Raw genomic sequence first — 26,777 nt, forward strand, 5'->3', positions numbered from 1 at the left:
CCTCACCTATGATTGATCCGCCGGAAGAATGGCAAATTCCGCCAAAGCCTCTATATCGATAGCCATGGATGCATCGAACGAACACGCTCTCAACGACGAGCTTCTCCAAGATATCCAGCGTCTGTCCTTCGAGTATTTTCTCAACGAGGCCAACCCTGCCAACGGCCTGGTCGCCGACCGCAACACGCCAACGTCACCCGCCAGCATAGCCGCCGTCGGGCTCGCTCTGTCGTCCTATCCCGTCGGTGTCGAGCGCGGTTTCATGACGCGCGCGGCCGCAATCGAGCGGACGCTCGCCACGCTCCGTTTCTTCTGGAACGCTCCGCACGGGCCGGAGCCCGATGCCACCGGCTACAAGGGTTTCTACTATCATTTCCTCGACATGCAGACCGGTCGCCGCGTCTGGAAGTGCGAGCTATCCACCGTCGATACCGCGCTCCTGCTGGCCGGCGTTCTGGCCGCCGGCGCCTATTTTGACCAGGAAGATGAAGCCGAACTGGAAATCCGCCAGCTGGCCGATTCGCTCTACCGCCGCGCCGACTGGCGTTGGGCACAAAATGGCGGCGCCACCGTCACCCATGGCTGGCGGCCTGAAAAAGGTTTTCTGCGCTACCGTTGGGAAGGATTTGACGAGGCGCTGATCCTCTACGTTCTGGGTCTCGGTTCGCCAACCCATTCGCTGCCGCCCGAGAGCTACGCGGCCTGGCTTTCCAACTACAAGTGGAAGACCATCTATGGCCGCGAGCTGGTTTACGCCGGCCCGCTTTTCATCCACCAGTTCTCACATATCTGGATCGATTTTCGCGACATACGCGATGCTTTCATGCGCAGCCGCGACAGCGACTATTTCCAAAACAGCCGCCAGGCGACCTACCTGCAGCGCGACTATGCCATCCGCAATCCGAAGGGACTGAGGGGCTATGGCGAGAATTGCTGGGGCGTCACCGCCAGCGATGGCCCCGGCCCGACAAAGCGTGAAATGAGGCTCGATGGTCGCCGCTTCTTCGGCTATCTCGCGCGCGGCGCACCTTTCGGGCCCGATGACGGCACGCTGTCGCCATGGGCGGCGATCACCTCCCTGCCCTTTGCACCGGAAATCGTGCTGCCAGCGCTGCGCCATTTCCACGAGATGGACCTGCATGTGGGCAATCCTTACGGCTTCGCCGCAAGCTTCAATCCGACGATCGCCGCCGCCGACGGCCGTGCATGCGGCTGGGTATCGCCGGACCACGTCGGCATCAATCAGGGGCCGATCGCCCTGATGATCGAGAATTACCGGTCGGACTTCCTGTGGCAGCTGATGCGCCGCGTGCGGGCCGTCGCCACAGGACTTCGCCGAGCAGGCTTTTCCGGCGGTTGGCTATGACGGGCGGCCGGCGCGATTAATCGAGCAAGATACTCAAGGCACCAACGGATTCGCGGAAATGAAAAAGGGCGACGCAAGCGCCGCCCCTTGGGAAGATGATTTGATCCTTGGGAGGATAAGGCTCAGGCCGCCTGGGCTTCGCCGGCAATCGCGTCGGCCTGACGTGCTGCCTTGAGCACCCGGGCCCACCAGGCGACATCGTTGACCAGCGCGGCAGCAGCCTGGTTCAGATGCTCGATCTCCTCGAGCTTCTTTTCGCCCTGGCGTACCGCCAGGAAATCGCCCCAGGCGATGTGGACGGCGGACTTGACCGGCGCCATCTGCAGCTCAACGGCGGCGAGGCGCAGGTGCTCGACAGCACGCGAGCCGCCGACGCTGCCATAGCCGACGAAGCCGGCCGGCTTCTTGTTCCATTCATTGGCGGCATAGTCGATGGCGTTCTTCAGCACAGCGGTCGGGCCGTGATTGTATTCGGCGGCGGTGAAGATGAAGCCGTCGAACTCGGCGACCTTCTTTTGCCAACGCTGCGCCACTTCGTTCTGCGATGGAGCCCAGGCGGACGAGGCAACTTCATCGAAGAAGGGCAGCGGCCAGTCGCGCAGGTCGACGATCTCGACATCGATGTCGGCATGCGACTTGGCGATCTTGGCGATCCACTGGGCGGGCACATCGGCGAAACGCGCGGCGCGTGTCGAACCGACGACGATGGCGATTTTGGGCTTGGACATGGGGCTCTCCATATATGTAAAGCTGGTATCGTTTGGATACCGGCGCTATATGAGATACTGTCAAACCACTGCGCAAGGAGGCACCGTTTTGTTACTGAGGCACCCGCACAACACCGAAGACTGCCGCGCCGTCTCGGAAATCCTGCAGCGCGTCGGCGACAAATGGACAGTGCTGGTCGTCGGCAAACTCGGCGGCGGGCCGCTGCGTTTCAATGAATTGCGCGCGGCCGTCGGCGGCATTTCGCAGAAGATGCTGACCACCACTTTGCGTGGCCTCGAGCGCGACGGTTTCGTCACCCGAAGCGTGTTCCCGACCATCCCGCCACGCGTCGATTACGAGCTGACCGAGCTAGGCCATGAGCTGCTGGTCCCGGTCGGTGCGCTGGGTGAATGGGCGCGCAAAAACACCGTGCGCGTCCAGGCAGCGCGCGAAAAATTCGACAGCGCGCACGCCTGAAACCCTTGCATCACAAGGACTTCGTCCTCGAAGACACGCATTTCAGATTTGGCCAGGTCCGCCTGGCATCCTTGGCCACGCCGTCGCGATCCAGCTGCCGCATCTCGTTCGCCGGCGCATCATCATTTTGAGGCGAATAAGCGTCTTCGCTGAGAGGCCTTCAGGCCTTTGACGCAGGGTTGCTGCAACACATCGTGCCGCACGTATCGGCCCTTGCAGTTCGCTGGTTGTCGACCGTCCGGTCGTGCTTGCAGGCGACGCTCGGAAGTTCTTTCCTGATCTCGGTATAGGCGGTGGTGCCAAGCAGACAGATCACCGCGACAAGGGCCGCCACGAGCCAGCCGTTCAGCATGTGTTGACGCATTGTCTTCCCTCCGCCATCCGCAGAATCGGATGAGAAGGCAACCATTGGATGTCGCGCAGCGCATCGCCCTCGTGGGGGATGTTACATAAGCGCGAGCTTGGAAGAATCGACTGCGTCAGCTTTCCGCTGGAATCGGCTTCGGCTTGCCGTCGCTATCCAGCGCCACCATGACAAAATCGGCATGGGTGACCTTCTCCATCAGGTCGGAGAGGTAGCGTTGTGCCCAGGCCTCGACCTTGAGCGTCATCGAGGTGCGGCCGACACGCTCGACATGGGTGTAGATGCACAGCGTGTCGCCGATCTTCATCGCCTTGGCGAAGGACATCTCCTTGACCGCCGCCGTCACCACGCGGCCCTTGGCGCGCTCGGCGGCACGGATGCCGCAGGCAAGGTCCATCTGCGCCATCACCCAGCCACCAAAGATGTCGCCGGCCGCATTGGCATCGGCCGGCATGGCCAAAGTGCGCAAGGTCAGATCGCCGATCGGCTGTCCGTCCGCGTAATGCACCATGCGCCAAATCCCCTGAAAAGATTGCCCTCGATCCCGTAGCGTCACGGCGCCGGGAGGTCAACGCGATGTGCGAGGCTGGTGGCGCAATGTCGTTTCCCTGTTGGCATTTCCGAACCAGGCGTCTCGCGGTCGCATTTTTCACAACGCATGCCGGAAGGCGCGGCGACGGGGCGAGCCTGCCGCGTCTAGGCTGCGGCCAGTTTTCCGGAGCCGTCCATATTCACATGCAGACCTATGACTTCATCATCGTCGGCTCCGGCTCGGCCGGCTCGGTTCTCGCCGATAAACTGTCGGCTTCCGGTCGCTACTCCGTGCTGGTGCTGGAGGCCGGCGGCACTGACCGCCGCTTTTACGTTCAGATGCCGCTCGGCTATGGCAAGACCTTCTTCGACCCGGCGGTCAACTGGAACTACAAGCCCGAGCCGGATCCCGGTCTCGGCGGCAATGTCGACCACTGGCCGCGCGGCAAGCTGCTCGGCGGATCCAGTTCGATCAACGCCATGGTCTGGATCAGGGGTGCGCGCGAGGACTTTGACGACTGGCGCGATGCCGGCAATCCCGGCTGGGGCTATGACGATCTGCTGCCGGGCTTCAAGGCGCTCGAGGACAATGAGGCCGGCGCCGATGCATGGCGCGGCACCGGCGGCCCGCTGCACATCACCGACACGACGAACGCCGTCCATCCACTGACCAAACGCTACCTCGCTGCCGGCCAGCAGGCCGGCCTGCCGCTAAACCCCGACTTCAATGGCGCTGCCCAGGAAGGCGTCGGCGTCTACCAGATCTCGACCAAGAATGGCCGCCGCATGTCAGCCGCGCGCGCCTTCCTGCGCCCGGCGATGAAGCGCGCGAATGTGCGCGTCGAAACCCATGCGCTGGCGAGCAAAATTCTGTTCGAAGGCAAGCGCGCCGTCGGCATCGAGTACCAGCAGAACGGCGAGACCAAGACCGCCCGCGCCGGTCGCGAGGTCATCCTCTCCGCCGGCTCGATCAACTCGCCACAGCTGCTGCAGTTGTCCGGCGTCGGCCCCGCCGCTTTGCTCGGCGGCCTCGGCATTCGGGTCGTGCATGCCAACGACAATGTCGGCGCGCATCTGCAGGACCATGTCGGCATCAACTACACCTTCAAGGGCAAGGTGCCGACGTTGAACCAGATCCTGCGTCCATGGTGGGGCAAGCTGCTGGTCGGCATGCAATACATCCTCACCCGTTCCGGCCCGCTGTCGCTGTCGATGAACCATGGCGGCGGCTTCTTCCGCACCGACCCGGCGCTCTCGCGCCCCAACATGCAGCTTTATTTCCAGGCCTTCTCCACCGTTATTCCAAAGAGCGGCGAGCGGCCGATCCTGACGCCGGACCCATGGCCGGGCTTTTCCATCGGCCTGTCCAACTGTCGCCCGTCGAGCCGCGGCGAGATCATGATCCGCTCCAGCAATCCGCGCGACTACCCCAAGATCGTCGCCAATGCCTATTCCGCCAATGCCGATGTCGACGAGATGCTGGCGGCGGTTAAATTCGTGCGCAAGATCGCCTCGATGCCGGCCATGGCCGAAATCATCGCCGAAGAAGTCCTGCCCGGGCCGTCGATCCAGTCGGACGCCGACCTGATCACGGATTTCAGGAAACGCTCGGGCACCGTCTATCACCCGGTCTCGACCTGCCGGATGGGTCCCGATGCCGGGCAGGCGGTCGTCGATCCGCGCCTGAAAGTGCATGGGCTCGACGGCCTGCGCGTCATCGACGCCTCGATCTTTCCCGCCAACATCACCGGCAACACCAACGCCGCCGCTATCATGACCGGATGGAAGGGCGCCGACCTGGTTCTGGAGGACCAAAAATGAAGATCACCGACGTCAAGACCTGGGTTGTCGGCAATCCGCCACCAGGCATCGGCGGCAAGTATTTCATCTTCGTCAAGCTGACCACCGATGGCGGTGTCGTCGGCTATGGCGAGGCCTACAACGCCACCTTCTCGGCCCACACGACCGCGAAAATGGTCGAGGACATGGCCGAGCGCTATCTCGTCGGGCGCGACCCGCACGACATCGAGAATTTCTTCCGCCGCGCCTATTCCTCCGGCTTCACCCAGCGCCCGGATGTTTCCGGCATGGGCTGTTTTTCCGCACTCGAAATGGCCTGCTGGGACATTATCGGCAAGGAAGCCGACAAGCCGGTCTACAAATTGCTCGGCGGCCAGGTGCACGAGACGCTTCGCTCCTACACCTATCTCTATCCGCACACCGGCAGTGTCCATTCCGAGGACGCGCCGGACGGCAGGAATGTCTACAACGATCCCGAATTGGCGGCAGCCTGCGCGCTCGAATATGTCGAGCAGGGGTTTACTGCCGTCAAGCTCGATCCGGCCGGTCCCTACACCGCCTTTGACGGCCACCAGCCGCGTCTCGTCGACATCGATGTCTCCACCCGCATGATCAAGGCAATCCGCGAAGCCGTCGGTACCCGCGCCGACATATTGTTCGGCACGCACGGTCAGTTCACTGCATCGGGCGCGCTGCGCATGGCGCGCGCCATCGAACCTTACGATCCGCTGTGGTTCGAGGAGCCGGTTCCGCCCGATATGCCCGAAGTGATGGCACAGGTTGCCCGCGGCACGTCGATCCCGATCGCCACCGGCGAAAGGCTGACGACGAAATTCGAATTCGCCCGCGTCATCGAGAACCGCGCCGCGACCATCCTGCAGCCGGACCTCGGCCGTTCCGGCGGCATTCTCGAAACCAAGAAGATCGCCGCCATGGCCGAGGCCTACCACATCCAGGTCGCGCCACACTGCTATTGCGGGCCAATCGTCGGCGCCGCCAACATCCAGCTGGCGGTGACGCTGCCCAACTTCCTCATCCTGGAATCACTGAAGCAGTGGGACGGGTTCCACGCCACGCTGTTGAAAAAGAAGATCGAGTGGCAGGACGGCAATGTCATCCCCTCGAACGAGCCCGGCCTCGGCGTCGAACTCAACGAAGCCGTCTGCGATGCGCATCCCTACACCGGCAAGGATTTGCATTTGCAGATGATGCAGACGCCGCTGATGCCGTGAGCGAACGCTACGCCTTCATCGGCCTTGGCCATCTCGGCGGCAACCTTGCCGCCAGCCTGCTGCGCAACGGTTTTGCCGTCACCGTCTTCGACCGCGACCCCACGGCTGTTGAGCGGTTGGTTGCGCTCGGCGCGACAGCAGCAGCTAGCCCTGCCGAAGCGGCGGCGCAGGCCGGCAACGCCATCACTTGCCTGCCTTCGCCAAAGGTCAGCGAGATGGTGCTCGCAGGTTCAGACGGATTGCTCGAAGGCCTGCCCAAGGGTGGCACCTGGATCGAGATGTCGACCAATGGCCGCGATGAGATTCTGCGCCTGGCAGCCCTCGCCTCGGCCAAGGGCGTCGAGACGCTGGAATGCCCGGTCACCGGCGGCGTGCACCTCGCGGCGGTCGGCAAGATCACCGCGCTGGTCGGCGGCGATGCTGCCCTCTATGAACGGCACCGTCCAGCAATCGAAGCAATGTGCGCGAAATCGTTCCTGATGGGGCCGGTTGGCTCGGCGGCGGTGATCAAGGTCATCACCAATATGCTGGCCTTCATCCATCTCGTCGCCGCCGGCGAGGCGCTGATGCTGGCCAAGCAGGGTGGGCTCGACCTCGCCCAATCCTACCACGCCATCGTGGCCTCCTCGGGCAACAGCTTCGTTCATGAGACCGAAAGCCAGCTGATCCTGAACGGCTCCTACGACATCGGCTTCACCATGGACCTGGCGCTGAAGGACCTCGGCTTTGCGCTCGCCATGGGCAGGGAATTCAGACTGCCACTCCAACTGGCGCCGCTTGTGAATGAGATTTTCCTGATGGGCAAACAGGAATATGGGGGCAACGCCTGGTCGACCCAAATCGTCAAATTGCTCGAGGATGCCGTCGATACCGACTTGCGCGCGCCCGGCTTCCCGGCCAAACTTGAGACCTAGCCGGCAAAGTATTTAGCCAATGTCTTCAGTGGCTTAGTCTGGCCTTCAGAATCAGCGCCTAAGGCACTTGATTCAATATCTCAGCGTCAGCGCTCCGGGCAAAATCTCGAAGGTCGCGGGAATACGCCCCGGCGACTCGCCATCTATGTCGACAAGCGCGCCATTTTTCTCGACATCGCCGAGCGGTTCGACCACCACTTTCCGGCCTCGCAGGATCGTGATGGCCGGATGGTTGCGGTGCCGTCCGCCATAGAGCAGCCGGATGTCCCAGATCAGCTTCAGCTTGCCGGCCGCCCGCAGGACGACGATGTCGAACTGGCCGTCGGCGAGCTCGGCATCCGGTGCGATCATCATGCCGCCGCCGAAGAATCTCCCGTTGGCCACCGCCACCAGCGCCATGTGCGCCTCAACCGGCGCGCCATCATCGACGGTGATCCGGACGTCCTGGAAACGGTAGCGGATGAACTCAACCACAGTGCGCCACAGGAACAGCGCCTTGGCCGACATCTTGCCTTTGCGCTTGTCGGCATTGACCGCGCGGTCAGTGGCGCCCGACAGGCCGAGGCTGGCGATGTTGATGAAATGGCGGCTCGCCAGCGCGCCGTGATCATCGATATAACAGATGCGCCCGGCATCGACCTTGCGCGCCTTGGCCTCGGCGATCCGTTTCAGCACGGCATCCACCTCTTTCGGCAGGCCGAGCCCGCGGGCGAAGTCGATCCCGGTGCCGCAAGGCAGCAAGCCAAGCTCGGTTGTGCGGCCACTCTCGTCGAATGCCTGCAACAACCCGTCCGCCACCTCGCTGGCGGTGCCGTCGCCGCCGGCTGCGATCACCAAGTCGAAGCCGCTGGCCGCGAGGTCGAGCGCCAGCCTTTCGGCGTCGCCCTCAGCCTGCGTCTCGCGCAACTCGAAGTCGCCGAAATGCTTGTTCAGCGAAGCGGCGATCTCCGGCCAATGCCGTTTCAGCCGGCCGCCACCGGCAATCGGATTGAGTACCACCCCGACTTTCAACGACGCCTCCCCAAAAGGACGGCCCGACGTGGAGGCCGCAGAGTCCTTTGCCGGCATTGAAACCCGTGCCGACCGCCGGAGCAAGGGGCGCTGCCGATTGGAGTGCCAAAAAGCGGGAAGGCTGTCTAAAGCAGCAGCCGCAAAAATTCCGAGGTTCGTGGCAAACCATCCCCGATAATCCCGTTATCCACAGGGTCGCGCCCATTCCCCAAAACCCTTACCCGGCGTACGTTAAACCCATCTCAGGCGGCTACCGATCGCCACGCCGAAAGGCAAAGCGAAAAGGCGGATTTCCTGAGGCCCGTACGGCCCGAAGCGAGAGCAGGCTTGCCTGTTCGAGGGACGGATGCCGAGACCTACGGGGCCGCGGAAAGCGTGCGAACGCCAACGGCGGACCGATGCTGCCATGAAGGACGGCAAAAACCTTCGATGGCACGCTGAGCAAAGCTCGCAAGAGTGGAGAACGGCGTGGCCTGGAACGGGCATCACCCTCGGGTGGTGACTGGCAGGGCCGTCAAAATCAAGGCCGGCATGGCGCGACATCTCTAGGGAAGTTGCTGCCCGACCGTGTCCTGATCTGACAGGGAGGCGCTGGGAGAAATCCCGGCGCCGACTGTCTTTCGGGCCTCCCACATACCTTTCTAGCTGGAGCTGCAACCCGGTTGCAGGTGGGGCTGCAACTTCCGGTAAAATCGGCTAACGTCCAGTGTCGCTTGAAGGGGATACTTCATGACGCTGATCCGGAAGCCGGCCGCCACCTGCATTCCGCATCGATGCTGCTGTCCTGCCACGGCCTGACCGGCCATGATCCTGCTCCGCTGGCTGAAGCGCATCGTCAAGACCCTCCTCTGGCTGGTCGCCATCGTCGTGTTGGTCCCGATCGCCGGCCTCGCCTACGGTTTCCTGACCAGGTCGTCGCCGGAACCGCTGACCGGTGTGGCCGGCAGCGCTCCGCCCAAGGCGCTGGCCGACAAGGTCCGCGCCGAGATTGCGGGCTACCAGCGTCCGCAAGCATCAACCTTTCTCGCCTATCCCGAATGGGCGACCGTCCATGCCGCGCGCGACTATGCCGGCTTTGTCGCAAAGGACCAGCCGAGCGGCTTCCCATACTGGTCCTATATCGGCAGCTTCTGGCAGGACTACGCCGCGATCCTACGCGCCAGCCCCATTGAGAAATTCAACTATGACGACCAGCAGATGCCGGTCGTCATCGGCACCGGCTACACGCTCGGCTACGTACTGCAGTGGGCCTATGAGAACACGGTCGGCCGCGTCACCGAGGCCGCTGCCGGCAAGCGCACCGCCACCGACATCTACCAGGCCAAAGCGGCGGCCGACTATGCCGGCTTTCTCGGTCGGTCATCATGGTACCAGTTCCCTTACGCCGAAAAGCGTGCCGAACTGTTTGCCGTGCAGCCCGCACCCGGCGACGGGGCGGTGCGCAGCGGGGAGCGCAAGCTCGCCTTCGGCTTCGCCGACACGGTCAAGCAGGGCTCCGCCTGGCTGGTCAGCGCACTCAGCGTGCCCTCCGACCCCACTGCGCTCGACATCCATGTCTGGGCCAAGGGTCCGGTCGGCGAAGCGACGCGCGAGGAAGCCGACACTTTGCTGGAACGCGATTTCGCCGCCGACGGCACCATCTTCATCACCAGGCGCGGTCAGCCGTTCACCGACATGATCCCCCGGCTGATCGATAAAGGCGTGTCCTTTGTCGAGATCGGCGGCAATGACCAAATCATGATCACGATGCTGTCGGCGGCCGAGCTTGCGCCGCCCGAAGGCGTCCGCGTGCTGTTCAACCAGCCGATCCCAGTCGATCCGGCAACCCGTCGCACCGGGCTGATCGTCGCCGTGCGCAAGCTGCACCTTGTGCTGCCGGCGCTGCTGAGCGCCGGCGCCAGGCTGGAACATGTCTACGATTACTGAAGCCGCGACGACCGTCCTGCGACGAGGCCGGCCCCCGCGCCGGCCTACTTCTTTGGCCCGATGCCCGGGATCAAATTGAGACCAGCGTTTATATATTCCGGCCGTATGGCGCCGCTGATGATCGTGAAGGTGGCCAGCATGATGCTGGCCAGCGCCCCGTCATGCCATGGCCTGAAGGCGAGAGCATCGACGGCGTAAGCCCAGAACGGGAAGGCGAGCATCGACATGACGATGTTGGCGCCGGGAGCCTCCGCATTGTCGGCGGCATCGCTCACCGATTTAAGATAGATCGGCGTCATTGCCAGCGCGATAATCAACACGATCCATGAAATGGTCCAGATGCTGAAGCCGGCCATTTTGACCGTGTCTATAGCGGCCCGCACAGCGCCGGGAACATCGGTGGATTTCTCATCCAGCGCCGTTGCCAAAGCCTTGGCCACCGGCTCCTCGGCCGCGTTGTCGAGGATGGAATTGACGAAGATGAAGAACGCCACGACTTCGGCGGGCACATATTTCGCCACCCGGTCGAGATAGCCGTCGCCGCCTTTCGAGTCCGTTTCGCCCTGACCGTTCTGCCCGCCTTCGCCGTCTTCAGCGCCTGCAACGGCCTCAAGCCCCGGTCTACCTTTCGACACCACCGCGGACCGGACAATTCTTCCCATGGTAACCCCTCCGATATTTGTTGTATCGCCCCGTCAGTATCGTAATAGAAAACCGCTCCAGGAAACAGTTGTCGTGGCGATAGAAGGCAATGTTTATTTTGCGCTTCTTTCCGCAAACGCGCCATGGCCGCAACCCCATCTGCGTCCGGGCGTTTCGAAATCCACCTATAGTGAGCCGCTCCCGAAAACGCATCGCCTGGGCTCATTGCGCGCGCGGCCAAAATCCCGCCTTGTTCGCGCGCGATGGAAGGGATGGCTGCCGGGGGGCAATCCGAGGACAAGACCGTGATCAAGACCGCCCTTGTCGCCATGACCATCGTCGGCTGCGACTGCGACGCCAAGCTTTGCGAATATATCGGCGAGACGCCGGCAAAGTGGGCGACCATCGCTGACTGCGAAGCGGCGATGAAAAGCCAGATGCTGCACCAGAAGAACTTCGACTATCCGCTGGTTTCCGGCATCTGCCGCACCAAGGGGTCGGCATCCTCTTCGCAACTGGCGGCGACCGCATCCCGCCCGGAACTGAAGCCGGCCAGCCGGCGTGTTCAATCCGAAAGCCCATTGCCGCCGGAACTGAGCCGTCGGCCGAGCGTTCCCGTCGGCTCGCCGACGACGGCCATGGAAGCAGCAGCAGCCCGGCCCGTCGCCTACGAGCAAGTGGTCGATGGCGGAACCGGCGTGCTCTACCGCACCAGGAACGGCTATGCGTTGGTCAAGACCGACCTCGGTCGCGCCGCGTCAGCAACGGTCGGTATGGCCAAGCGGTCAGCGAACTGGCTGGCAGGGCTCGTACCGAGCGGGCTGTGAGCGGCGCGCCGTTCGGGCTATCTCACGGCTTCGACTGCTGATCCGCGTCAGCTGGGCTGAACCTCGCCATCCGTCGCGCCGATCTTGCGCACCAGCGCCGCCGTCGCCAGGATCGCGCCCATATCGGCGATCATCGGCGCAATATGGCTGGTGTAGTCGAGCGGCACGGAAATAGCGGGCAATTCGAAAAAATTCTTCGGCTGCGGCAAAAGCAGGAAACCGTCGCTGCCGTTGAGCGCGACCCGCGCCGGATCATCGCGCCACGTCTCATGCAGCCATTTCAGCGCCTTTGCCAGCCGGCCAGCCACCAGCGGTTGGGCGGCGGCGACATTGTCGGTGCGGAATTCATAGTCGCCATCGAGCAGGGGATCACCGCTCGACAGCTCCTGCATCTTGCCGGCGAAGATGCCGCGGAAGAAACCGACGACCGCATTGCTGCGCCGCGTCGCCACCAATATGCCAGGGAATGGCGCGATCGTCTCGAAGGCGACGATGACGCCCTTGAAGACCGTCGACGAGCCTTTGCCCGAGCCTTGGCGCAACTCCGCCTCGTAAAGCTCGAACGGAAACTCCTCGTAGCGGCCTGAAACGATGTCGTCGAAGCTTTGCCGGTTGAAGGCGCCGACCACGGCGCGCGGCAGCCGGTCGAAGGAATTCGGCGTCACGCTATGCTGATAGCGCACATCCCTGATGAAGCCGAAGATGATCGGCAGCAGCGTGTCGCGGAACGATTGCTGCAGCCGCGCCGCCGGCCTCATCGCCAGGAAATAGAGCAGCAACGCTGCGAAGAAGCAGCCAACATAAAGGAACACATGCGGCGTCGAGAACCACTGCTCGTTCAAGTCGGCGACCTTGTTGAACAGCCAGGCGACCAGCGCAACAAAGACCAGCAGCAGCCCCAGAAAGACCGGCACCCGCCAGCGCACCTGGCGATAGGCCGAGGCGCGTCCGGCCTCATAGGTTTCGATGTTCTTCCTGATGCCGGCGATGACCGTTTCATCAGGCATGAAATCCGCCGTTTCCATCGCCCGCTCGCAAGCCTGAACTAGCCCATGATAGCCGTTTTTGCGGGAAAGTCCTCAATCGCCGAAGATAGCCTTCAGCCGCACCTCGACCTTGCCCTTCATCCGCCCCGCCAGCGCCTCGACTGGAACCAGCCGCTCATGCCCGCCGGCGCCCAATCGCATGAAGGGATACATCCGGTAACCAGCGATGGTGCCGCGCTTGCCGAGATCGGCGCTGACATCGACGACGAAAATGCCGCCGATGCGGCCGGGCCATGGCTGGCGCGCCAAAGCGGTACCGAGGAAGTCGCCGAGCCCATAGGCGACAAGCGTCTTGCCGACCCACTGCACCGGCTGCACGACATGGGCATGATGCCCGGCAATCAGCCCGACGCCGTGCGAGGCAAGCTGCCTGGCCAGCGCCTGCGTCTGCGGGTGCGGAAAATGCCGGAACTCCCAGTCCCAATGCGGAATGGCGCAGCGCAGATCGATGTTCTTGTCGGCCGCGCCTCTGCGCCATGCCGTCGGATCGCTCTGCATCGATACAAGATCGGTGAATGGCACAGCGTCGGCATTGCGCCACAGTGTGAAGGCGGCAAAGCCGATCGTCAGTGGCCCGGCCTTGACCTGCTCGACCGGTCCCTTTTTTGCGGTGCCGATGGTGCGGATGCCGAGCCGCTTCAGCGCTGCAACGGTCTCGTCGAAACCGGCGACGCCCTGGTCCAGCACATGGTTGTTGGCCAGGGACAGCACCAGTTTTTCGCGCGCGATACCGACGGCGGTAAGTGCGTCGGCGAGAAACCGTTCGCTCATCGCATGGTGCGTGCCGAGCCGCGTGCCGAGTGCCACGCTCGGCCGCTCAACGACCGGACTTTCGCAATTGCCGATCACCAGATCGGCCGAGCCCAGCAGCTTTGCGATCATCGGATCGCACTCCGGCGCGCTGCGGTTGGCCACCGCCGAAATGTCGCCGACGAAAGCCAGCCGCACTCTCTGCGCCGGCGGCGGATCGATGATGGTTGTCGCGGCGATCGGCGCAAAATCCCTGACATCGCCGCCGAGCGACGGCTTCAGGAAGCGCGGCAGCCATGACAGTTTGTAGGAAAGCGGATAATTTGACACGCGACGCCCAATCGTTTGCCTTGTGTAGACGGTCTGCCCGGGAAGTGTCGACCGTCAGTCCTTGAAACACTGCCGCCGGCAGACATGGCGCCAAATGCGTGTAATGTCCGCGCAGTCGCATAGTGGAGGAATGAGATGACACGCGTAGCAAGCCTGTTGGCATCCGCCCTGATTTTGCTACTGCCACTATCTTCGGCGTCGGCCGCGGCGCCCGAAGCGGCAACCGCCTTGTTCGAAGCCAAGACCGTGGCCGACCGCAACACCGCGCTGACCACGCTTGAGGCTGCGGCACCAGGCGATCCGGCGTCGGCCTACGCCGCCGGCGCCGGCGAATTCTTCACCGCGCTGGAAATCCTCGCCGGCGGCCTGCACCGCCACGGCTTCGACAGCCCGCAATCCTTCATGCTGCCGCTGATGCGGCTGCCGGTTCCCGACAATCCCAATCCCGAACCGCTGAGCTATGAGCAGTTCCGCGCCATCCTGGTCGCCTTCCGCGACCGGCTGGAAAAGTCCGCCGCCACGCTGGGCTCGGTGCCGGCGGACGCCGATATCGGCATGGTCATCGACCTCACCCATGTCGGCATCGACCTCAACGAGGACGGCGCCATCGCGCCCGACGAAAGCATGGCCGCCATCATGGCGTCGCTGGCGCGCGGCGGCATCGCCCCGGACGATACCAAACCGTCGCTCACCTTCCGCTTCGATCGCGCCGACGGTTTCTGGCTGCAGGGCTATGCCGAATTCCTCATGGCTCAAGCCGATTTCTGGCTGGCGCATGATTTCAGGAACATGTTCGACGGCTCGTTCCACATGCTGTTCCCGCACGCCAAACTGCCACTGCAGGACATTCTCGTGCCGCTGGACGGCGGCACCAGCGGCGGCATGCTGGCCTCCGAATGGCGCATTGCCGACTTCATCTCGCTGGTGCATCTCGTCAACTGGCCGGTGGTCGAGCCGGAACGCCGGCAGGCGGCGCGCCGCCACCTTCTGGAAATGATCCGGCTGTCGCGCGAGGACTGGAAGGCGATCCGCACTGAGACCGACAATGACCGCGAATGGCTGCCTGGCCCGCAGCAGAAGGGCGCCAACCCGCTGACCGGCCTCGAGGTCGGCGAGGAGCAGGTGCAGGCCTGGCTCGCCGCCTTGACCATGGCCGAGGATCTGCTCGAAGGCCGCGTGCTGCTGCCGCATTTCCGCATCGCCGACAAGGGCATCAACATGAAGCGCTTCTTCGAAGAACCCAAACCGTTCGACCTGGTACTGTCGATCACCGGCCCGGCGATCGCGCCCTATCTCGAGAGCGGCAAGATCCTGACCAGCGACGAATTCGACCAGATCCAGCGCCAGTTCGGCGGCGCCGGGTTTTTGACCTTTGCGTTGTGGTTCAACTGAGGACAATCGCCAAGCACTCGCGCCACTGCTCCTGACACCCTTGTGTCAGCAGCTTCGGTTGGCACCACGCCCCTCGCCACTGCACCCTTTCCATTTTGGCGGACTCTGCCCATATTTGGGGCATGGCCAAACTCCCTGATGAAAAGACGCCCTCGACGGCGGGTGACAACAGCGCTTCGCCCAAGCGGCGCAGCCCGCTGACCGATTTCCTCGATGCCTCGGAGCCTCTGCACAAGGGCGGCTTCGCCGAGGCGCCGCAAGCCGACTTCACCGGCACGCCGCTGACCGGCTCGATTGCGGACTGGGCTGAGCAGATCGAGCAGGAGGCCGAGAAGGAAGGCCGCCTCTCCGGCAAGGATGGCGGCGGCAAATCGCCAAAGGCGGCGAAAAAGATCCCGGAGCGTTCCGCCGCGCCCGGCCGCAGTTCGCGCGGCACCTCAATGGGCGGTGCGGCCACGGCCCGGGAACGCACGGCAGCCGGCCTCAACCCGGTCGCCGGCCTGGACATCTCGCTGGAAGATGCCGAGACGATGGCCTCGGGCAGCGTCACCGCCACGGTCGCGGCGCTGTCGGCGTTGATCGAATCCGGCAATCCGCTGCACAAGGACGGCGTGCTGTGGACACCGCACCGCCCTGCCCGCCCGGAAAAATCCGAAGGCGGCATCGCCATCAAGATGGTGTCGGATTTCGAGCCGGCCGGCGACCAGCCGACCGCCATCAAGGATCTCGTCGAGGGCGTCGACAACAATGACCGCACCCAGGTGCTGCTCGGCGTCACCGGCTCCGGCAAAACCTTCACCATGGCCAAGGTGATCGAGGAGACGCAGCGCCCTGCTCTGATCCTGGCGCCCAACAAGACTCTGGCCGCGCAGCTCTATTCCGAGTTCAAGAAATTCTTCCCCGACAACGCGGTGGAGTATTTCGTCTCCTATTACGACTACTACCAGCCGGAAGCCTACGTCCCGCGCACCGACACCTTCATCGAGAAGGAATCCTCGATCAACGAGCAGATCGACCGCATGCGCCATTCGGCGACGCGCTCGCTGCTCGAGCGCGACGACGTCATCATCGTCGCCTCGGTGTCCTGCATCTACGGTATCGGCTCGGTCGAGACCTATACGGCGATGACCTTCCAGATGCAGATCGGCGACCGGCTCGACCAGCGCGCTTTGCTCGCCGACCTCGTCGCACAGCAATACAAGCGCCAGGACATCAATTTCGTCCGCGGCTCGTTCCGCGTCCGCGGCGACACGATCGAAATCTTCCCGGCCCACCTTGAGGACCGTGCATGGCGCATCTCGATGTTCGGTGACGAGATCGAGGCGATCACCGAATTCGATCCGCTGACCGGCCAGAAGACCGGCGAGCTGAAAAGCGTCAAGATCTACGCCAACTCGCACTATGTGACGCCGCGCCCGACCTTGAATCAAGCCATCAAGTCGATCAAGGAAGAACTCAAGCAGCGCCTGCAAGAGCTTGAAAAGGCTGGCCGCCTGCTGGAGGCGCAGCGGCTGGAGCAGCGCACCCGCTTCGATCTCGAAATGCTGGAAGCGACCGGCTCCTGCGCCGGCATCGAGAACTATTCGCGCTATCTCACCGGGCGCCAGCCGGGCGATCCGCCGCCGACCTTGTTCGAATACATTCCCGACAACGCGCTGGTTTTCGTCGACGAAAGCCACGTCACCGTGCCGCAGATCGGCGGAATGTACCGCGGCGACTTCAGGCGCAAGGCGACGCTGGCGGAATACGGCTTCCGCCTGCCCTCCTGCATGGACAACCGTCCGTTGCGCTTCGAGGAATGGGACGCCATGCGCCCGCTCTCGGTCGCCGTTTCGGCGACGCCCGGCAGTTGGGAGATGGAACAGGCCGGCGGCGTCTTTGCCGAGCAGGTCATCCGCCCGACGGGCCTGATCGACCCGCCGGTCGAGGTGCGTCCGGCCAAGAGCCAGGTCGACGATGTCGTCGGCGAGATCCGCGACACCACCGCCGCCGGCTACCGCACGCTGGTCACTGTCCTGACCAAGCGCATGGCCGAGGATCTGACCGAATATCTGCATGAGCAAGGCATCCGCGTGCGCTACATGCACTCCGACATCGACACGCTAGAGCGCATCGAGATCCTTAGGGATTTGCGCCTCGGCGCCTTCGACGTGCTGGTCGGCATCAACCTGTTGCGTGAAGGTCTCGACATTCCCGAATGCGGCTTCGTCGCCATTCTCGATGCCGACAAGGAGGGCTTCCTGCGCTCCGAAACGTCGCTGATCCAGACCATCGGCCGCGCCGCCCGCAACGTCGACGGCAAGGTTATTCTCTATGCCGACCAGATCACCGGCTCGATGGAACGGGCGATGGCCGAGACCAACCGCCGCCGCGAAAAGCAGATGGAGTGGAACGCTGCCAACGGCATCACCCCGGAATCGGTGAAGTCGCGCATCTCCGATATCTTGGATTCGGTCTACGAGAAGGACCACGTCCGCGCCGACATCTCGCAGTTCACCGACAGCGCTGGCGCCATGATGGGCAACAATCTGAAAGCCCATCTCGACGCCATGGAAAAACAGATGCGCGACGCCGCCGCCAATCTCGACTTCGAGAAGGCCGCCCGCATCCGCGACGAGATCAAGCGGCTGCGCGAGATGGAATTGTCGATCTCCGAAGACCCGCTGGCGAAATATGCCGATATGGAAAGCCCGGTCTCGGGCCGCGAGAAGGGCAAGCACAACAAGGGCGTGGCCAAACATCGTACGGCAGAGGAACAGGAGCGTTTCCGCAAGCTCGACGCGGCACGCGTCGCCGAAGAGGCGGCCAGGGCTGCCCGGTCCAACCTGTTCCGCAAGCCGGCGCTCGACGAAATGGGCGCCGACGGCACCGTGCCGGTGAAGAAGCCGCTGTTCGCCAAGCCGTCGCTGGACGATATGGGGCCTGGTACCGACATGCCGACGCCGTCGGGCGCGGTGTCCCGCTCGCTGTTCAAGAAACAGTCGGCGCAAGAGGCGCACGGCTCCGATTTCGGCATTCCGGGCGAGCCCGCAAAACCGCTGTTCAAGAAGAATTCGCTCGACGAGATGACGGTGCGCCGGACGGAAAAACCGGTCGAAGGAAAAGTGCCGGCCAAGCCCCAGCCAATCTCCCCCCGAGTGGGGGAGATGCTCGGTTCACCCTCCGAAGCTGCAGCGCAGCGAAGGACGGGCAGGACAGAGGGGGGCGCGAAGGATCGCAGCGATTCCGCCAAGCCAACCGTTCGCCAGCGCGCCGGTATTGGTTCCTACGAAGAACCAGGCGACGCCCGTCGCGAAAAGCGCCGACCGGGCAAGACCGGCAGGCCGGGGAAGTAATTCATTCAAAACGCCCGCGGGACAGCGCCCCCCTCTGTCCTGCCCGTCCTTCGCTGCGCTGCAGCTTCGGAGGGTGAACCGGGCATCTCCCCCACAAGGGGGGAGATCAGCAGTCTCGCCGCCCCGCACTTCCCAGCCCCTTGCCTCCACCCCGGCCTTTGGTGTAATCGCTCCCCACACTCAACGTCTTATTTTGAAAGGAGGGCTGCGTGTTTATCGATCACCATCGTCAGCGTGGCCCGATTTCTGCCCTGCGAGCTTGCTTGCAGGGCTGACCAGGGACATCACGGGTTTTTCCCGCTTCGATTTTTGGTCTGCCCTTCGTGGTGCGCAACACTGAGCCTGGTGGCCGGCACGCGCACCGTCAAAGTGCACCCGGAGTTGTCTCCGGCTAGACCAGAGAAATCAAATGGCCCTGATCAGCCTCAAATCCCTCGGCGTCACCATGAGTGCGCCGTTGTTTTCCAATCTCGATCTCACCATCGGCACCGGCGACCGGCTCGGCATTGTAGCCGCCAATGGCCGTGGCAAGTCGACCTTGCTCAAATGCCTGACCGGCGGGATGGAGCCGAGTTCCGGCGATATCAGCCGCACGCGCGGCCTGCGCGTCGGCCATGTGGAGCAGTCGGTTCCCCCTGCCCTTCTCGGTCGCACCTTCCATCAGGTGGTGGCCGATGCCTTGCCACCAGAGCAGGTCGACAGCGAGATGTGGCGGGTCGACGTGGTGCTGGATTCGCTCGACGTGCCCGAGCCGATGCGCGAGCGCCCCATGCAGGCGCTGAGCGGCGGCTGGCAGCGGCTGGCGCTGATCGCCCGCGTCTGGGTCACCGATCCCGATGTGCTTTTGCTCGACGAGCCGACCAACCATCTCGACCTCGCCAAGATCAGCCAGCTCGAGACCTGGCTGAACGCGCTGCCGCGTGAGGTGCCGGTGGTGATCGCCAGCCATGACCGCGCCTTTCTCGACGCCACCACCAACCGTACGCTGTTCCTGCGGCCGGAGGAATCGCCGGTGTTTGCGCTGCCCTATTCGCGTGCAAGGCAGGCGCTGGACGAACTTGATGCCTCGATGGCCCGCAGATTCGAGCGCGACATGAAGGTGGCGCAGCAACTGCGCAAACAGGCGGCCAAGCTCAACAACATCGGCATCAATTCCGGCAGTGACCTTTTGACGGTGAAGACCAAGCAGTTGAGAGAACGGGCGGAGAAGCTGGAAGACGCGGCCGTGCAGGCGCATCGCGAGCGCTCGGCCGGAGCGATCAGGCTGGCGAACCGCGGCACGCATGCCAAGGTGCTGATCACGCTTGACGACGCAGCCGTGGAAACGCCCGACGGCACGCTGCTGTTCAGGACGGGCAAGCGCCACATCTGCCAGGGCGACCGCATCGTGTTGCTCGGCCGCAACGGCGTCGGCAAGTCGCGTTTCGTCAATCTGATCCGCAACGCAATCGCCGAGCCGGACTCGGCGCCCGGTGTGAAAGTGACGCCGTCGACCGTACTTGGCTACAGCGACCAGGCGCTGGCCGGCATCAGCGGCGACGACACGCCGCTGGCCATGGTCTCGCGCCGCTACGATGTCGGCGAGCAGCGCGCCCGCTCGCTGCTTGCCGGCGCCGGCGTGGTCATCGAGATGCAGGAGAAGAAGATCGGCGTGCTGTCGGGCGGCCAGAAGGCGCGGCTGATGATGCTGGCGCTCAGGCTCGCCAATCCCAATTTCTACCTGCTGGACGAGCCGACCAACCATCTCGATATCGACGGCCAGGAAGCGCTGGAGGAGGAACTGCTCAAGCACCAGGCGAGCTGCGTGCTCGCCTCGCACGACCGCTCCTTCATCCGCGCCATCGGCAACCGCTTCTGGCTGATCGACAAGCGGAAGCTGACCGAAGTCGAAGACCCCGAGGAATTCTTCCGCTCGGTGGCCGAACCAGGTGGTTGAGGTTTGGCCGACAGGCCGGCCCTCCATCAGGACTGCTCGTCATGCTTTCGCAAAAGTCGAAAAAGGCGCATTCTGAGGTCTCGCAAACCGAGGGAGGAAACTGATCATGCGTGGCGCGGACGTCGTCAGGAACCTGTATGATGCCTATGCAAAACGTGACATCGAGGGCGCGCTGGTCGACTGCGCCAATGATATCGTCTTCCGCTGGATCGCCGACCCGGCGCAGTCGCGCTACGCTGGAGTGGCCAAGGGCAAGCAGGAGTTTCTTGCTCGGCTTTTGGCGCTTGACGACGATTTCGAATACCGGAGCTTCATCCCGGTCGAGATCATCGAAGAGGGCGACAAGGTTGCGGCGCAGGTCGAGATCCATATGACGCGCCGAACCACCGGCGAGGAGTTTGTCATGCGCACCGCCGATTTCTGGACGCTGCGCGACGGCAAGATTATCGGGATGGTGGAGTATTACGACACCGCTCTGGCCGCAGCGGTCATCTGAGCCGTCTTCGATTGAATCCGGCCTTGCGGCCAATAAATTTCTCCGCGCTCTGTCGGATTGTCGCCGTGTGACGCGTCCTTGGGATGCCGACACGATGATGCCGGCTTCATCTGAGGAGAAAGCATCATGTCCATTCTGTCATCCATAGGCCGCGTCGCCACCCGTTACGCACAGAACCGCGCCCGCCACCGCAGCGAGCGCGAGTTGCTGGCCCTGCCGATCGAACTGCGCAAGGATATCGGCTGGCCGGAAATCGTCATCGACGCGCAAAACGGCCCGCGGATCTGCAGGGCGCCCTGACCATGCCGTCGGGAAGTATCGATGCAGGCCGCCGCCGGGCAACCTTTGCTCAGTCATGCGTATCGCCCGAAAGCGGCGTCGCCTGCATCGATGCGCGCTTTTCGAACGCCTCGAACCAGCGCGTCAGCCGCACCCGGGCGCGAAACGACGGCAGCTGGCGGAACGCCATCCAGGATAGTGTGGTGGCGAGCGCTATGTGGCCGACATGGAGCGGCGCCTCATCATCCAGCATGCTGTCGATCCAGTCGTAACTCGCCTCGAGCTTTTCCCGGTAGCCCTCGGCAAGGGCGTCGTAACGCAATTGTTCGGGTCTTCTTTCCGTCTCCCATCGCAAAGCTATGCCCGTCTGAGCCAAGCCTTGGGCGACCGCCTGCAGCCGCAACGCCTGCCAACGCGCCTCGCCATCTGGCGGCAGCAATTTGCGGCCGTCATGCAGCGTGTCGAGATAGGCGCAGATGACATCGGAATCGAAGAGCGGCGACGCGTCCGGCCGCAACAGCACCGGCACCTTGCCGAGCGGGTTTTCGGCATAGACGCGCGCATTGCGCAAGGTCGGGCTGGTCTCGTGATGAATGACCTCGAGCCGATCGGCAAGGCCGACCTCGTGGGCGAAGACGAGCGCCTTGCGCGCGAAGGGCGAATGGGTCTGGTAGTAGAGGATCATCGTCGTCTCAACGGGTTGAAGAAGCGGTCCCTTTTCTAGCCCGCGGGCTGCGAGGATTGCGCTCTGATTGGGCGCCGCCGACGCAAGTTCATTTCACGCCAAAAAAATCCCATCGGGCCATGTAGGATTGCCGCCGCCTCGTTCGTCCTAGGGTTCGCAAGACCAGATCAAGCGCCCAGACCAAACGCAAAGAGGAGCAAGATATGACCGACCAGACCCCCGTTCAGCCGGCCGCCAAAGTTCTCGGTGGATTGACCCCCTATCTGCAACTGGACGGCGCCTTCAAGGCAGCCGAATTCTACAAGAAGGCCTTCGGCGCCGAGCAGGTGTTCTTCTATCCGCCCGACGACCAGGGCCGCACCATGCACATCCATCTCCATATCAACGGCTCGACGCTGATGATCTCCGATTTCTACCCCGAAAACGGCATGCCCGCCGTCAAGCCGCAGGGCTACACCATGCAGCTCCATCTCGGCGCCGACGACATCGACGCCTGGTGGAAGCGCGCCGTCGATGCCGGCTGCGAAGTCGCCGTACCACTCCAGCTGATGTTCTGGGGCGACCGATGGGGCAATATGCGCGATCCCTTCGGTGTCGAGTGGGCGATGAACGCACCGGCGAAGAAAGGCTGACCATCGCCAACGACGAAGTCCCTCACCGGCTGGCGCCGGTGAGGCAGCTTTTTGAGACACTCCAGGGAGAACCCAATGTCCTACGTCGATGGTTTCGTGCTCGCCGTGCCCAAGGCAAATCTCGATGACTACAAGAGACTGGCCAACCTCGCGGGCCCGATATGGATGGAGCACGGCGCGCTCGCCTATGTCGAATGTATCGGCGACGACGTGCCCAATGGCGAGGTCACTTCGTTTCCGCGTGCCGTTCAGGCCAAGGACGATGAGATCGTCGTCTTCGCCTGGGTGGTTTATGAATCCAGGGAAAGCCGCGACACGGTGATGCCCAAGGTGATGGCCGACCCGCGTTTCACACCCGATTGGGGACCTATGCCCTTCGATATGAAGCGCATGATCTACGGCGGCTTCCAACCGTTCGTGGAACTTTGACGCAATCGCTCCAAACTAGGTCGAGATTGAGGTCAGGCCGAGCCGAGAATGGCTGATACCGAGAACCGGAGCGGAGCGTACTTAACGTACGTGAGCACCGGAAGCGCAGGTATCAGCCGTTCGCAGGCCGGCCTCACCTCAATATCAGGCCAGCTTGTCGAGGAGAGGCTTCAGCCTGTCTCCATAGCGCTTCCACAGATCGACCGAGCCCTGATACATCGGCTGGCGCACCTGCGCGGCCGAGGCCGTGCGCACCGGACGATCGGTCTCGTGGAACGACAGCACCTTGTCGTCCCAGGGCAGGCCGAGATGCGCGATCAGCGCCCGCGTCTGTCCCTCCTGGTCGGCGACGAAATCCTCGTAACGCACGTCATGGACAACGCCGGGCAGCACGCTGCGCCAATGCGCCATGATGTCGGTGTAGAGATTGTGGAAGTCGGCGAGTTCGCCGAGATCATAGCCGTAACGGTGACTGTCGCCGCGGAAGTGCACCTTGAAGATTGAAAGGCACGTCGCCGCCGCATCGCGCGCGCAATGGATGATTTTCGCCTTCGGCAGCATCATGTGGATGAAGCCGATGAGCAGGAAGTTGCCGGGCATCTTGTCGGTGACATGCCTGAAGTCGGGATAGCGGGCATGCAGCATGTCGAGATAGGCTTGGCCCGCCTCGGCAAACTCCGTGTCGGATACATCAACCAGCCCCCAGGGGAAGCCGCCGGGCATAGTCGTCGGGAATTGGTTTCCGACCGCGGTCTTCAAAATGCTGAGCTCGCCCGCACCGTAGACCTCAGGATGGCTGGCGATGATCTGCTCGACCAGCGTGGTGCCCGAACGCGGCATGCCGACGACGAAGATCGGCGTGTCATTGGAAATCGGGCTCGGCTTGTGCTTTTCGAAAAAGCCGGTGTCGAACACCGTCTTCATCGCCTCGAATTCGTCGCGTGTCCTGACGGGATCGTAGTCGATGCCCTTGCGACGAATAGCATTGCCTTCGGCGAAATAGTCGAAGGCCCTGCTGTAATCCTTCAAATCGTCATTGGCCTTGCCGAGGCCGAAGGAGAGCTGCATGCGCGCCAGGCTGTCGGCCGGCGCCTTGGCATGCTGTGCCTCCATCCCCGCGAGTTCGCTGTCGCGCTCCTTCTGGCGCTTGACCTGCGTCAGCATAAGCCAGGCTTTGGCCATGCCGGGCGTGATCGCCAGCGCCTGCCGGAACAGGTCGGCCGCTTCATCGAGCTTGCCTTTTTCCATCAGCCCGACGCCGAGCCCGTGCAACAGGTCGGCATCCTTGGGCCGGATCGTCAGCGCCTCGCGGAAGGTCGCCAGCGCCTCGTCCAGACGCCCGGCCTCCTGCAGCGATTCGGCAAGCCCGATGCGGGCACGGACATGGAAGGGATTGCGCCCGACCGTGCCGCGATAAATGTCCTCCGCACCCTCGAACTGGCCGAGCTGTTTCAACGCGGACCCCAGATTATCGCGTGCCGCGAGCTGGTCGGGCTTGAGATCGACCGCACCACGGAAGAAATCGGCCGCTGCTGCAACGCGACCGAGATCGCGCATCACCGTGCCGAGATTGTTGAGGAAATCGGGATTCTTCGGCTGCAGACGCACCGACTGCTCGATCAGCTCCAGCCCTTCGCCACTGCGCCCGGTCTGGTGCAGCAGCAGGCCAAGGAAATGCGCCGCCGCCGCGTGATTGGCCTTGCGCGCCAGCACTTGTCGGTAGAGCGTCTCGGCCTCCTGCCGGCGCCCGGCCTGATGCAGCTGCAGCGCCTGCTGCACATATTGGTCGAGGCCCAGCGGCGGCTGTCCGCCAGCTCCAGCACCCGCCGCTCTTCTCTGATCTCTGTTGATGGGAAACCTGCCGTGTTTGTCCGCTTGCCGGACCTAAGGCATGGAAGAGACAGATTCAAGGGCAGATCGCAGCCGGGTATGGTCTTCGGTCCGGGCAACAACCGTGCGTAAATCAAAGTGCTGCGGGGGTGTCCGGCGAGCGCGCAGCGCTGCAGGTCATGACCAAGCTCGCCCGGTCAAATCAGCCGGTTGCTTTCGGCAAGCTGGCGCTCCCGCCGCAACGTCCCGTCGGTGTCGGCGACCTTGCGCCGTGCCGCTTCGTCACTCCTTATCGTCAGGCGCACAGAGAGGGCTTTCGGGAATGCGACGATTGGCGCGACAGCTATGGCTGGGCCGTCCGGTGTTTTCATGATTCTCATAGTTTTCGCCTTTTTAGGAAAAATAAAAGCAGGCGACAGGACAATTATTCCGGCGCGCCATCGATAAGGGATTTGTTGATATAATGAGACCATAGCAGTTTTATCCAAGATTTACAGGCTTAAATTTTTAGGATGGCTGAATCGAGATGGAAATTATCTTGAACAAGCCGCTGTTTAGGGCTATGGGTTGCAAGATCGTTTTTGGGCCAAGCTTGGCATATCGCGGCGTCAGAAGTTCTCGACCCGCCAAACTCATTCCAATCGCCGATATCTGAATTGCCGGCACAGTGGCGTGCAGCGCGTCCAGGCGGAACCAGAGCCAAGTCAATGTCGGAGCGCACCACCCATTCCATCGCCCATTTCGCGGCACCCTTCGTGCTCGGCGGACTGGAAGGGCAACTGCCGGCCGGCGACTATGACATCGATCACGATGAGGAGCTGATCGAAGGCATGTCGCGGCTTGCCTGGCGTCGCGTCGCCACCTTCATCCATTTGCCGGCAAGGGCGGTGAAGAACCCGACCACCAGCCAGCTTGTCGCCATCGACTACCTCGAACTCGAAACAGCGCTGAGGCGCGACCAGGAGAACGCAGCATGATCCGCTTCCAGCAGAATGCGCGTCCGCGCACCGACACGCCCTCGCACCGCTTCGCCGTCGGCCAGACGGTCCGCATGAAGAGCCGCATCGGGATGCTCCAGAAGCCCGTGGAACTGTTCGAGATCAAGAGCAGGTTGCCGGTCAAGGACGGCTCGCCGCAATACCGCATCCGCAGCGAGCAGGAGACCTATGAGCGGGTCACCACGGAAGACAATCTCGAAGTGGCCGACGATCTGGTTGCTGCCAACAACCCGGTTGTTTCCAACAACCCGGCCGCCTGAAACGCCGGCAAAGCCAAGCCAACACGCACCAGGAGCAGTCCATGTCCAAGGGTCAACAGCGAAGCAACCGCGAAACGCGCAAACCGAAGAAGGATAAGGTCGTGGCCAAGCCCGCCGCCCCCTTCGGCTCGTCGGTCAAGCAGGCCGAGAGCGGCCTGAAGCCGAAGTCCAAGAACTGACCAGCCAGGGGCGCCTCGTGCGCCCCTCCGTCGCCTTAGGTGACGGCAACAAGCTCGCGCAACGCTCTGCCACGGAGACTTGCTTGAACTTCTTCATCGAGTTCTACCGTTCGCGCGACGCCGACGAAGCCACGCTCGACAAGGTGTCGCTGGAAGCGCCCAACCTGCGCGCCGCCCTGCAGGGCGCCACCGCGCTGTTTCATACGCTGGCCATGCCGCAGATCCCCGACCGTCTGCGTATCTGCGACGAGAACGGCGCAGAGCTCTACGCCGGCCCCGCCGACGGGGCGTATCCGGCGTAGGCAACCATTCCGATCTGATCCGCGCGCCAACCCCAAGCGCTCGTCTCATTCCGTCCAGCCACCCTTCCCGGCCTCGGCGCTGGCGCGGCGATCCACCGCC

28 protein-coding genes are annotated in these 26,777 nt (G+C 63.2%); 18 read left to right on the plus strand and 10 right to left on the minus strand.

The genetic code is table 11. The features are described from left to right. Positions 1-64 precede the first annotated feature (64 nt). Entirely contained in the window at positions 65-1,366 is a 1,302-nt protein-coding gene (locus AC04SH_RS15025; protein ID WP_488575609.1) for a glucoamylase family protein, read from the plus strand. 122 nt (positions 1,367-1,488) lie between these two features. Here AC04SH_RS15025 and AC04SH_RS15030 read toward each other — a convergent pair whose 3' ends face one another. Beyond that, a complete protein-coding gene (locus AC04SH_RS15030; RefSeq protein ID WP_192257837.1) occupies positions 1,489-2,094 on the minus strand; it encodes an NADPH-dependent FMN reductase in 606 nt (201 codons plus the stop codon). Between the two features lie 88 nt (positions 2,095-2,182). Between AC04SH_RS15030 and AC04SH_RS15035 the strand changes: the two genes are divergently transcribed. After that, on the plus strand, positions 2,183-2,551 hold the full coding sequence (locus AC04SH_RS15035; protein WP_477236801.1) for a winged helix-turn-helix transcriptional regulator: 369 nt from the start codon (positions 2,183-2,185) through the stop codon (positions 2,549-2,551). 160 nt (positions 2,552-2,711) lie between these two features. On the opposite strand, the gene AC04SH_RS15040 is transcribed toward AC04SH_RS15035, so the two are convergent. Together AC04SH_RS15040 and AC04SH_RS15045 are read right to left on the minus strand one after the other, a co-directional pair. Further along, positions 2,712-2,915 carry a hypothetical protein gene (locus AC04SH_RS15040; RefSeq protein ID WP_488575610.1) on the minus strand — a complete coding sequence of 68 codons (204 nt, stop codon included), beginning with the start codon at positions 2,913-2,915 and terminating at the stop codon, positions 2,712-2,714. 115 nt (positions 2,916-3,030) lie between these two features. Continuing rightward, positions 3,031-3,426, minus strand: coding sequence for an acyl-CoA thioesterase (locus AC04SH_RS15045; protein WP_112561014.1), 396 nt, complete (start codon positions 3,424-3,426; stop codon positions 3,031-3,033). A gap of 224 nt (positions 3,427-3,650) precedes the next feature. Between AC04SH_RS15045 and AC04SH_RS15050 the strand changes: the two genes are divergently transcribed. From AC04SH_RS15050 to AC04SH_RS15060, 3 genes are read left to right on the plus strand one after another with little or no spacing between them, the layout of a single operon-like run. Then, positions 3,651-5,267 carry a GMC family oxidoreductase gene (locus tag AC04SH_RS15050; RefSeq protein WP_488575611.1) on the plus strand — a complete coding sequence of 539 codons (1,617 nt, stop codon included), beginning with the start codon at positions 3,651-3,653 and terminating at the stop codon, positions 5,265-5,267. Next, positions 5,264-6,478: a mandelate racemase/muconate lactonizing enzyme family protein gene (locus tag AC04SH_RS15055; RefSeq protein ID WP_488575612.1), complete on the plus strand. Its 1,215-nt coding sequence runs from the start codon at positions 5,264-5,266 to the stop codon at positions 6,476-6,478. Before AC04SH_RS15050 ends, AC04SH_RS15055 begins: the two co-directional genes overlap by 4 nt. Then, entirely contained in the window at positions 6,475-7,392 is a 918-nt protein-coding gene (locus AC04SH_RS15060; RefSeq protein WP_488575613.1) for an NAD(P)-dependent oxidoreductase, read from the plus strand. Before AC04SH_RS15055 ends, AC04SH_RS15060 begins: the two co-directional genes overlap by 4 nt. A gap of 72 nt (positions 7,393-7,464) precedes the next feature. On the opposite strand, the gene AC04SH_RS15065 is transcribed toward AC04SH_RS15060, so the two are convergent. Continuing rightward, on the minus strand, positions 7,465-8,403 hold the full coding sequence (locus tag AC04SH_RS15065; RefSeq protein WP_488575614.1) for a diacylglycerol/lipid kinase family protein: 939 nt from the start codon (positions 8,401-8,403) through the stop codon (positions 7,465-7,467). Between the two features lie 804 nt (positions 8,404-9,207). Here AC04SH_RS15065 and AC04SH_RS15070 point away from each other — a divergent pair. Next, on the plus strand, positions 9,208-10,329 hold the full coding sequence (locus tag AC04SH_RS15070; protein ID WP_488575615.1) for a hypothetical protein: 1,122 nt from the start codon (positions 9,208-9,210) through the stop codon (positions 10,327-10,329). 44 nt (positions 10,330-10,373) lie between these two features. On the opposite strand, the gene AC04SH_RS15075 is transcribed toward AC04SH_RS15070, so the two are convergent. Then, positions 10,374-10,991 (minus strand): hypothetical protein, encoded by a 618-nt coding sequence (locus tag AC04SH_RS15075; protein WP_488575616.1) that lies wholly within the window; start codon positions 10,989-10,991, stop codon positions 10,374-10,376. Between the two features lie 285 nt (positions 10,992-11,276). On the opposite strand from AC04SH_RS15075, the gene AC04SH_RS15080 reads away from it, so the two are divergent. Then, complete coding sequence (locus AC04SH_RS15080; protein ID WP_488575617.1) at positions 11,277-11,798, plus strand: hypothetical protein; 522 nt, start codon at positions 11,277-11,279, stop codon at positions 11,796-11,798. Positions 11,799-11,845: 47 nt separating this feature from the next. Here the strand turns inward: AC04SH_RS15080 and AC04SH_RS15085 are convergent, their stop codons facing one another. Further along, positions 11,846-12,823 (minus strand): hypothetical protein, encoded by a 978-nt coding sequence (locus tag AC04SH_RS15085; protein ID WP_488575618.1) that lies wholly within the window; start codon positions 12,821-12,823, stop codon positions 11,846-11,848. Positions 12,824-12,877: 54 nt separating this feature from the next. Further along, complete coding sequence (locus AC04SH_RS15090; protein ID WP_488575619.1) at positions 12,878-13,924, minus strand: CapA family protein; 1,047 nt, start codon at positions 13,922-13,924, stop codon at positions 12,878-12,880. A 135-nt stretch (positions 13,925-14,059) separates the two neighbouring features. Here AC04SH_RS15090 and AC04SH_RS15095 point away from each other — a divergent pair, with 135 nt between their 5' ends. The 5 genes from AC04SH_RS15095 to AC04SH_RS15115 all read left to right on the plus strand — a co-directional run bounded on the left by AC04SH_RS15095 (position 14,060) and on the right by AC04SH_RS15115 (position 21,383). Then, the gene (locus tag AC04SH_RS15095) at positions 14,060-15,316 is read left to right on the plus strand and encodes a hypothetical protein (protein ID WP_488575620.1); all 1,257 of its coding nucleotides are present in this window, start codon (positions 14,060-14,062) and stop codon (positions 15,314-15,316) included. 122 nt (positions 15,317-15,438) lie between these two features. Continuing rightward, complete coding sequence (uvrB, locus tag AC04SH_RS15100) at positions 15,439-18,651, plus strand: excinuclease ABC subunit UvrB (RefSeq protein WP_488575621.1); 3,213 nt, start codon at positions 15,439-15,441, stop codon at positions 18,649-18,651. 409 nt (positions 18,652-19,060) lie between these two features. Then, complete coding sequence (locus AC04SH_RS15105; RefSeq protein WP_488575622.1) at positions 19,061-20,587, plus strand: ABC-F family ATP-binding cassette domain-containing protein; 1,527 nt, start codon at positions 19,061-19,063, stop codon at positions 20,585-20,587. A 106-nt stretch (positions 20,588-20,693) separates the two neighbouring features. Beyond that, a complete protein-coding gene (locus AC04SH_RS15110) occupies positions 20,694-21,083 on the plus strand; it encodes a nuclear transport factor 2 family protein (RefSeq protein WP_112561029.1) in 390 nt (129 codons plus the stop codon). A 126-nt stretch (positions 21,084-21,209) separates the two neighbouring features. Continuing rightward, positions 21,210-21,383, plus strand: a complete 174-nt coding sequence (locus AC04SH_RS15115) for a hypothetical protein (RefSeq protein WP_185970417.1) — start codon at positions 21,210-21,212, stop codon at positions 21,381-21,383. Between the two features lie 49 nt (positions 21,384-21,432). Here AC04SH_RS15115 and AC04SH_RS15120 read toward each other — a convergent pair whose 3' ends face one another. Further along, positions 21,433-22,047: a glutathione S-transferase family protein gene (locus AC04SH_RS15120; protein ID WP_488575623.1), complete on the minus strand. Its 615-nt coding sequence runs from the start codon at positions 22,045-22,047 to the stop codon at positions 21,433-21,435. A 203-nt stretch (positions 22,048-22,250) separates the two neighbouring features. On the opposite strand from AC04SH_RS15120, the gene AC04SH_RS15125 reads away from it, so the two are divergent. Then, complete coding sequence (locus AC04SH_RS15125; RefSeq protein WP_477236771.1) at positions 22,251-22,679, plus strand: VOC family protein; 429 nt, start codon at positions 22,251-22,253, stop codon at positions 22,677-22,679. A 75-nt stretch (positions 22,680-22,754) separates the two neighbouring features. Then, positions 22,755-23,108, plus strand: coding sequence for a DUF1428 domain-containing protein (locus tag AC04SH_RS15130; RefSeq protein WP_112561032.1), 354 nt, complete (start codon positions 22,755-22,757; stop codon positions 23,106-23,108). Between the two features lie 144 nt (positions 23,109-23,252). Here the strand turns inward: AC04SH_RS15130 and AC04SH_RS15135 are convergent, their stop codons facing one another. Then, on the minus strand, positions 23,253-24,887 hold the full coding sequence (locus tag AC04SH_RS15135) for a tetratricopeptide repeat-containing sulfotransferase family protein (protein ID WP_488575624.1): 1,635 nt from the start codon (positions 24,885-24,887) through the stop codon (positions 23,253-23,255). Between the two features lie 248 nt (positions 24,888-25,135). Beyond that, on the minus strand, positions 25,136-25,411 hold the full coding sequence (locus AC04SH_RS15140) for a hypothetical protein (protein WP_488575625.1): 276 nt from the start codon (positions 25,409-25,411) through the stop codon (positions 25,136-25,138). Between the two features lie 234 nt (positions 25,412-25,645). Here AC04SH_RS15140 and AC04SH_RS15145 point away from each other — a divergent pair, with 234 nt between their 5' ends. The 4 genes from AC04SH_RS15145 (at position 25,646) to AC04SH_RS15160 (ending at position 26,677) form a co-directional block, all read left to right on the plus strand. Further along, positions 25,646-25,915: a hypothetical protein gene (locus AC04SH_RS15145; protein ID WP_112561035.1), complete on the plus strand. Its 270-nt coding sequence runs from the start codon at positions 25,646-25,648 to the stop codon at positions 25,913-25,915. Next, a complete protein-coding gene (locus tag AC04SH_RS15150) occupies positions 25,912-26,196 on the plus strand; it encodes a hypothetical protein (protein ID WP_477236765.1) in 285 nt (94 codons plus the stop codon). Before AC04SH_RS15145 ends, AC04SH_RS15150 begins: the two co-directional genes overlap by 4 nt. 41 nt (positions 26,197-26,237) lie before the next feature. After that, positions 26,238-26,375, plus strand: coding sequence for a hypothetical protein (locus tag AC04SH_RS15155; RefSeq protein ID WP_192257804.1), 138 nt, complete (start codon positions 26,238-26,240; stop codon positions 26,373-26,375). An 83-nt stretch (positions 26,376-26,458) separates the two neighbouring features. Beyond that, positions 26,459-26,677 (plus strand): hypothetical protein, encoded by a 219-nt coding sequence (locus AC04SH_RS15160; RefSeq protein WP_477236762.1) that lies wholly within the window; start codon positions 26,459-26,461, stop codon positions 26,675-26,677. Positions 26,678-26,777 lie beyond the last annotated feature (100 nt).

Source organism: Mesorhizobium sp. CNPSo 4688, from assembly GCF_057784295.1.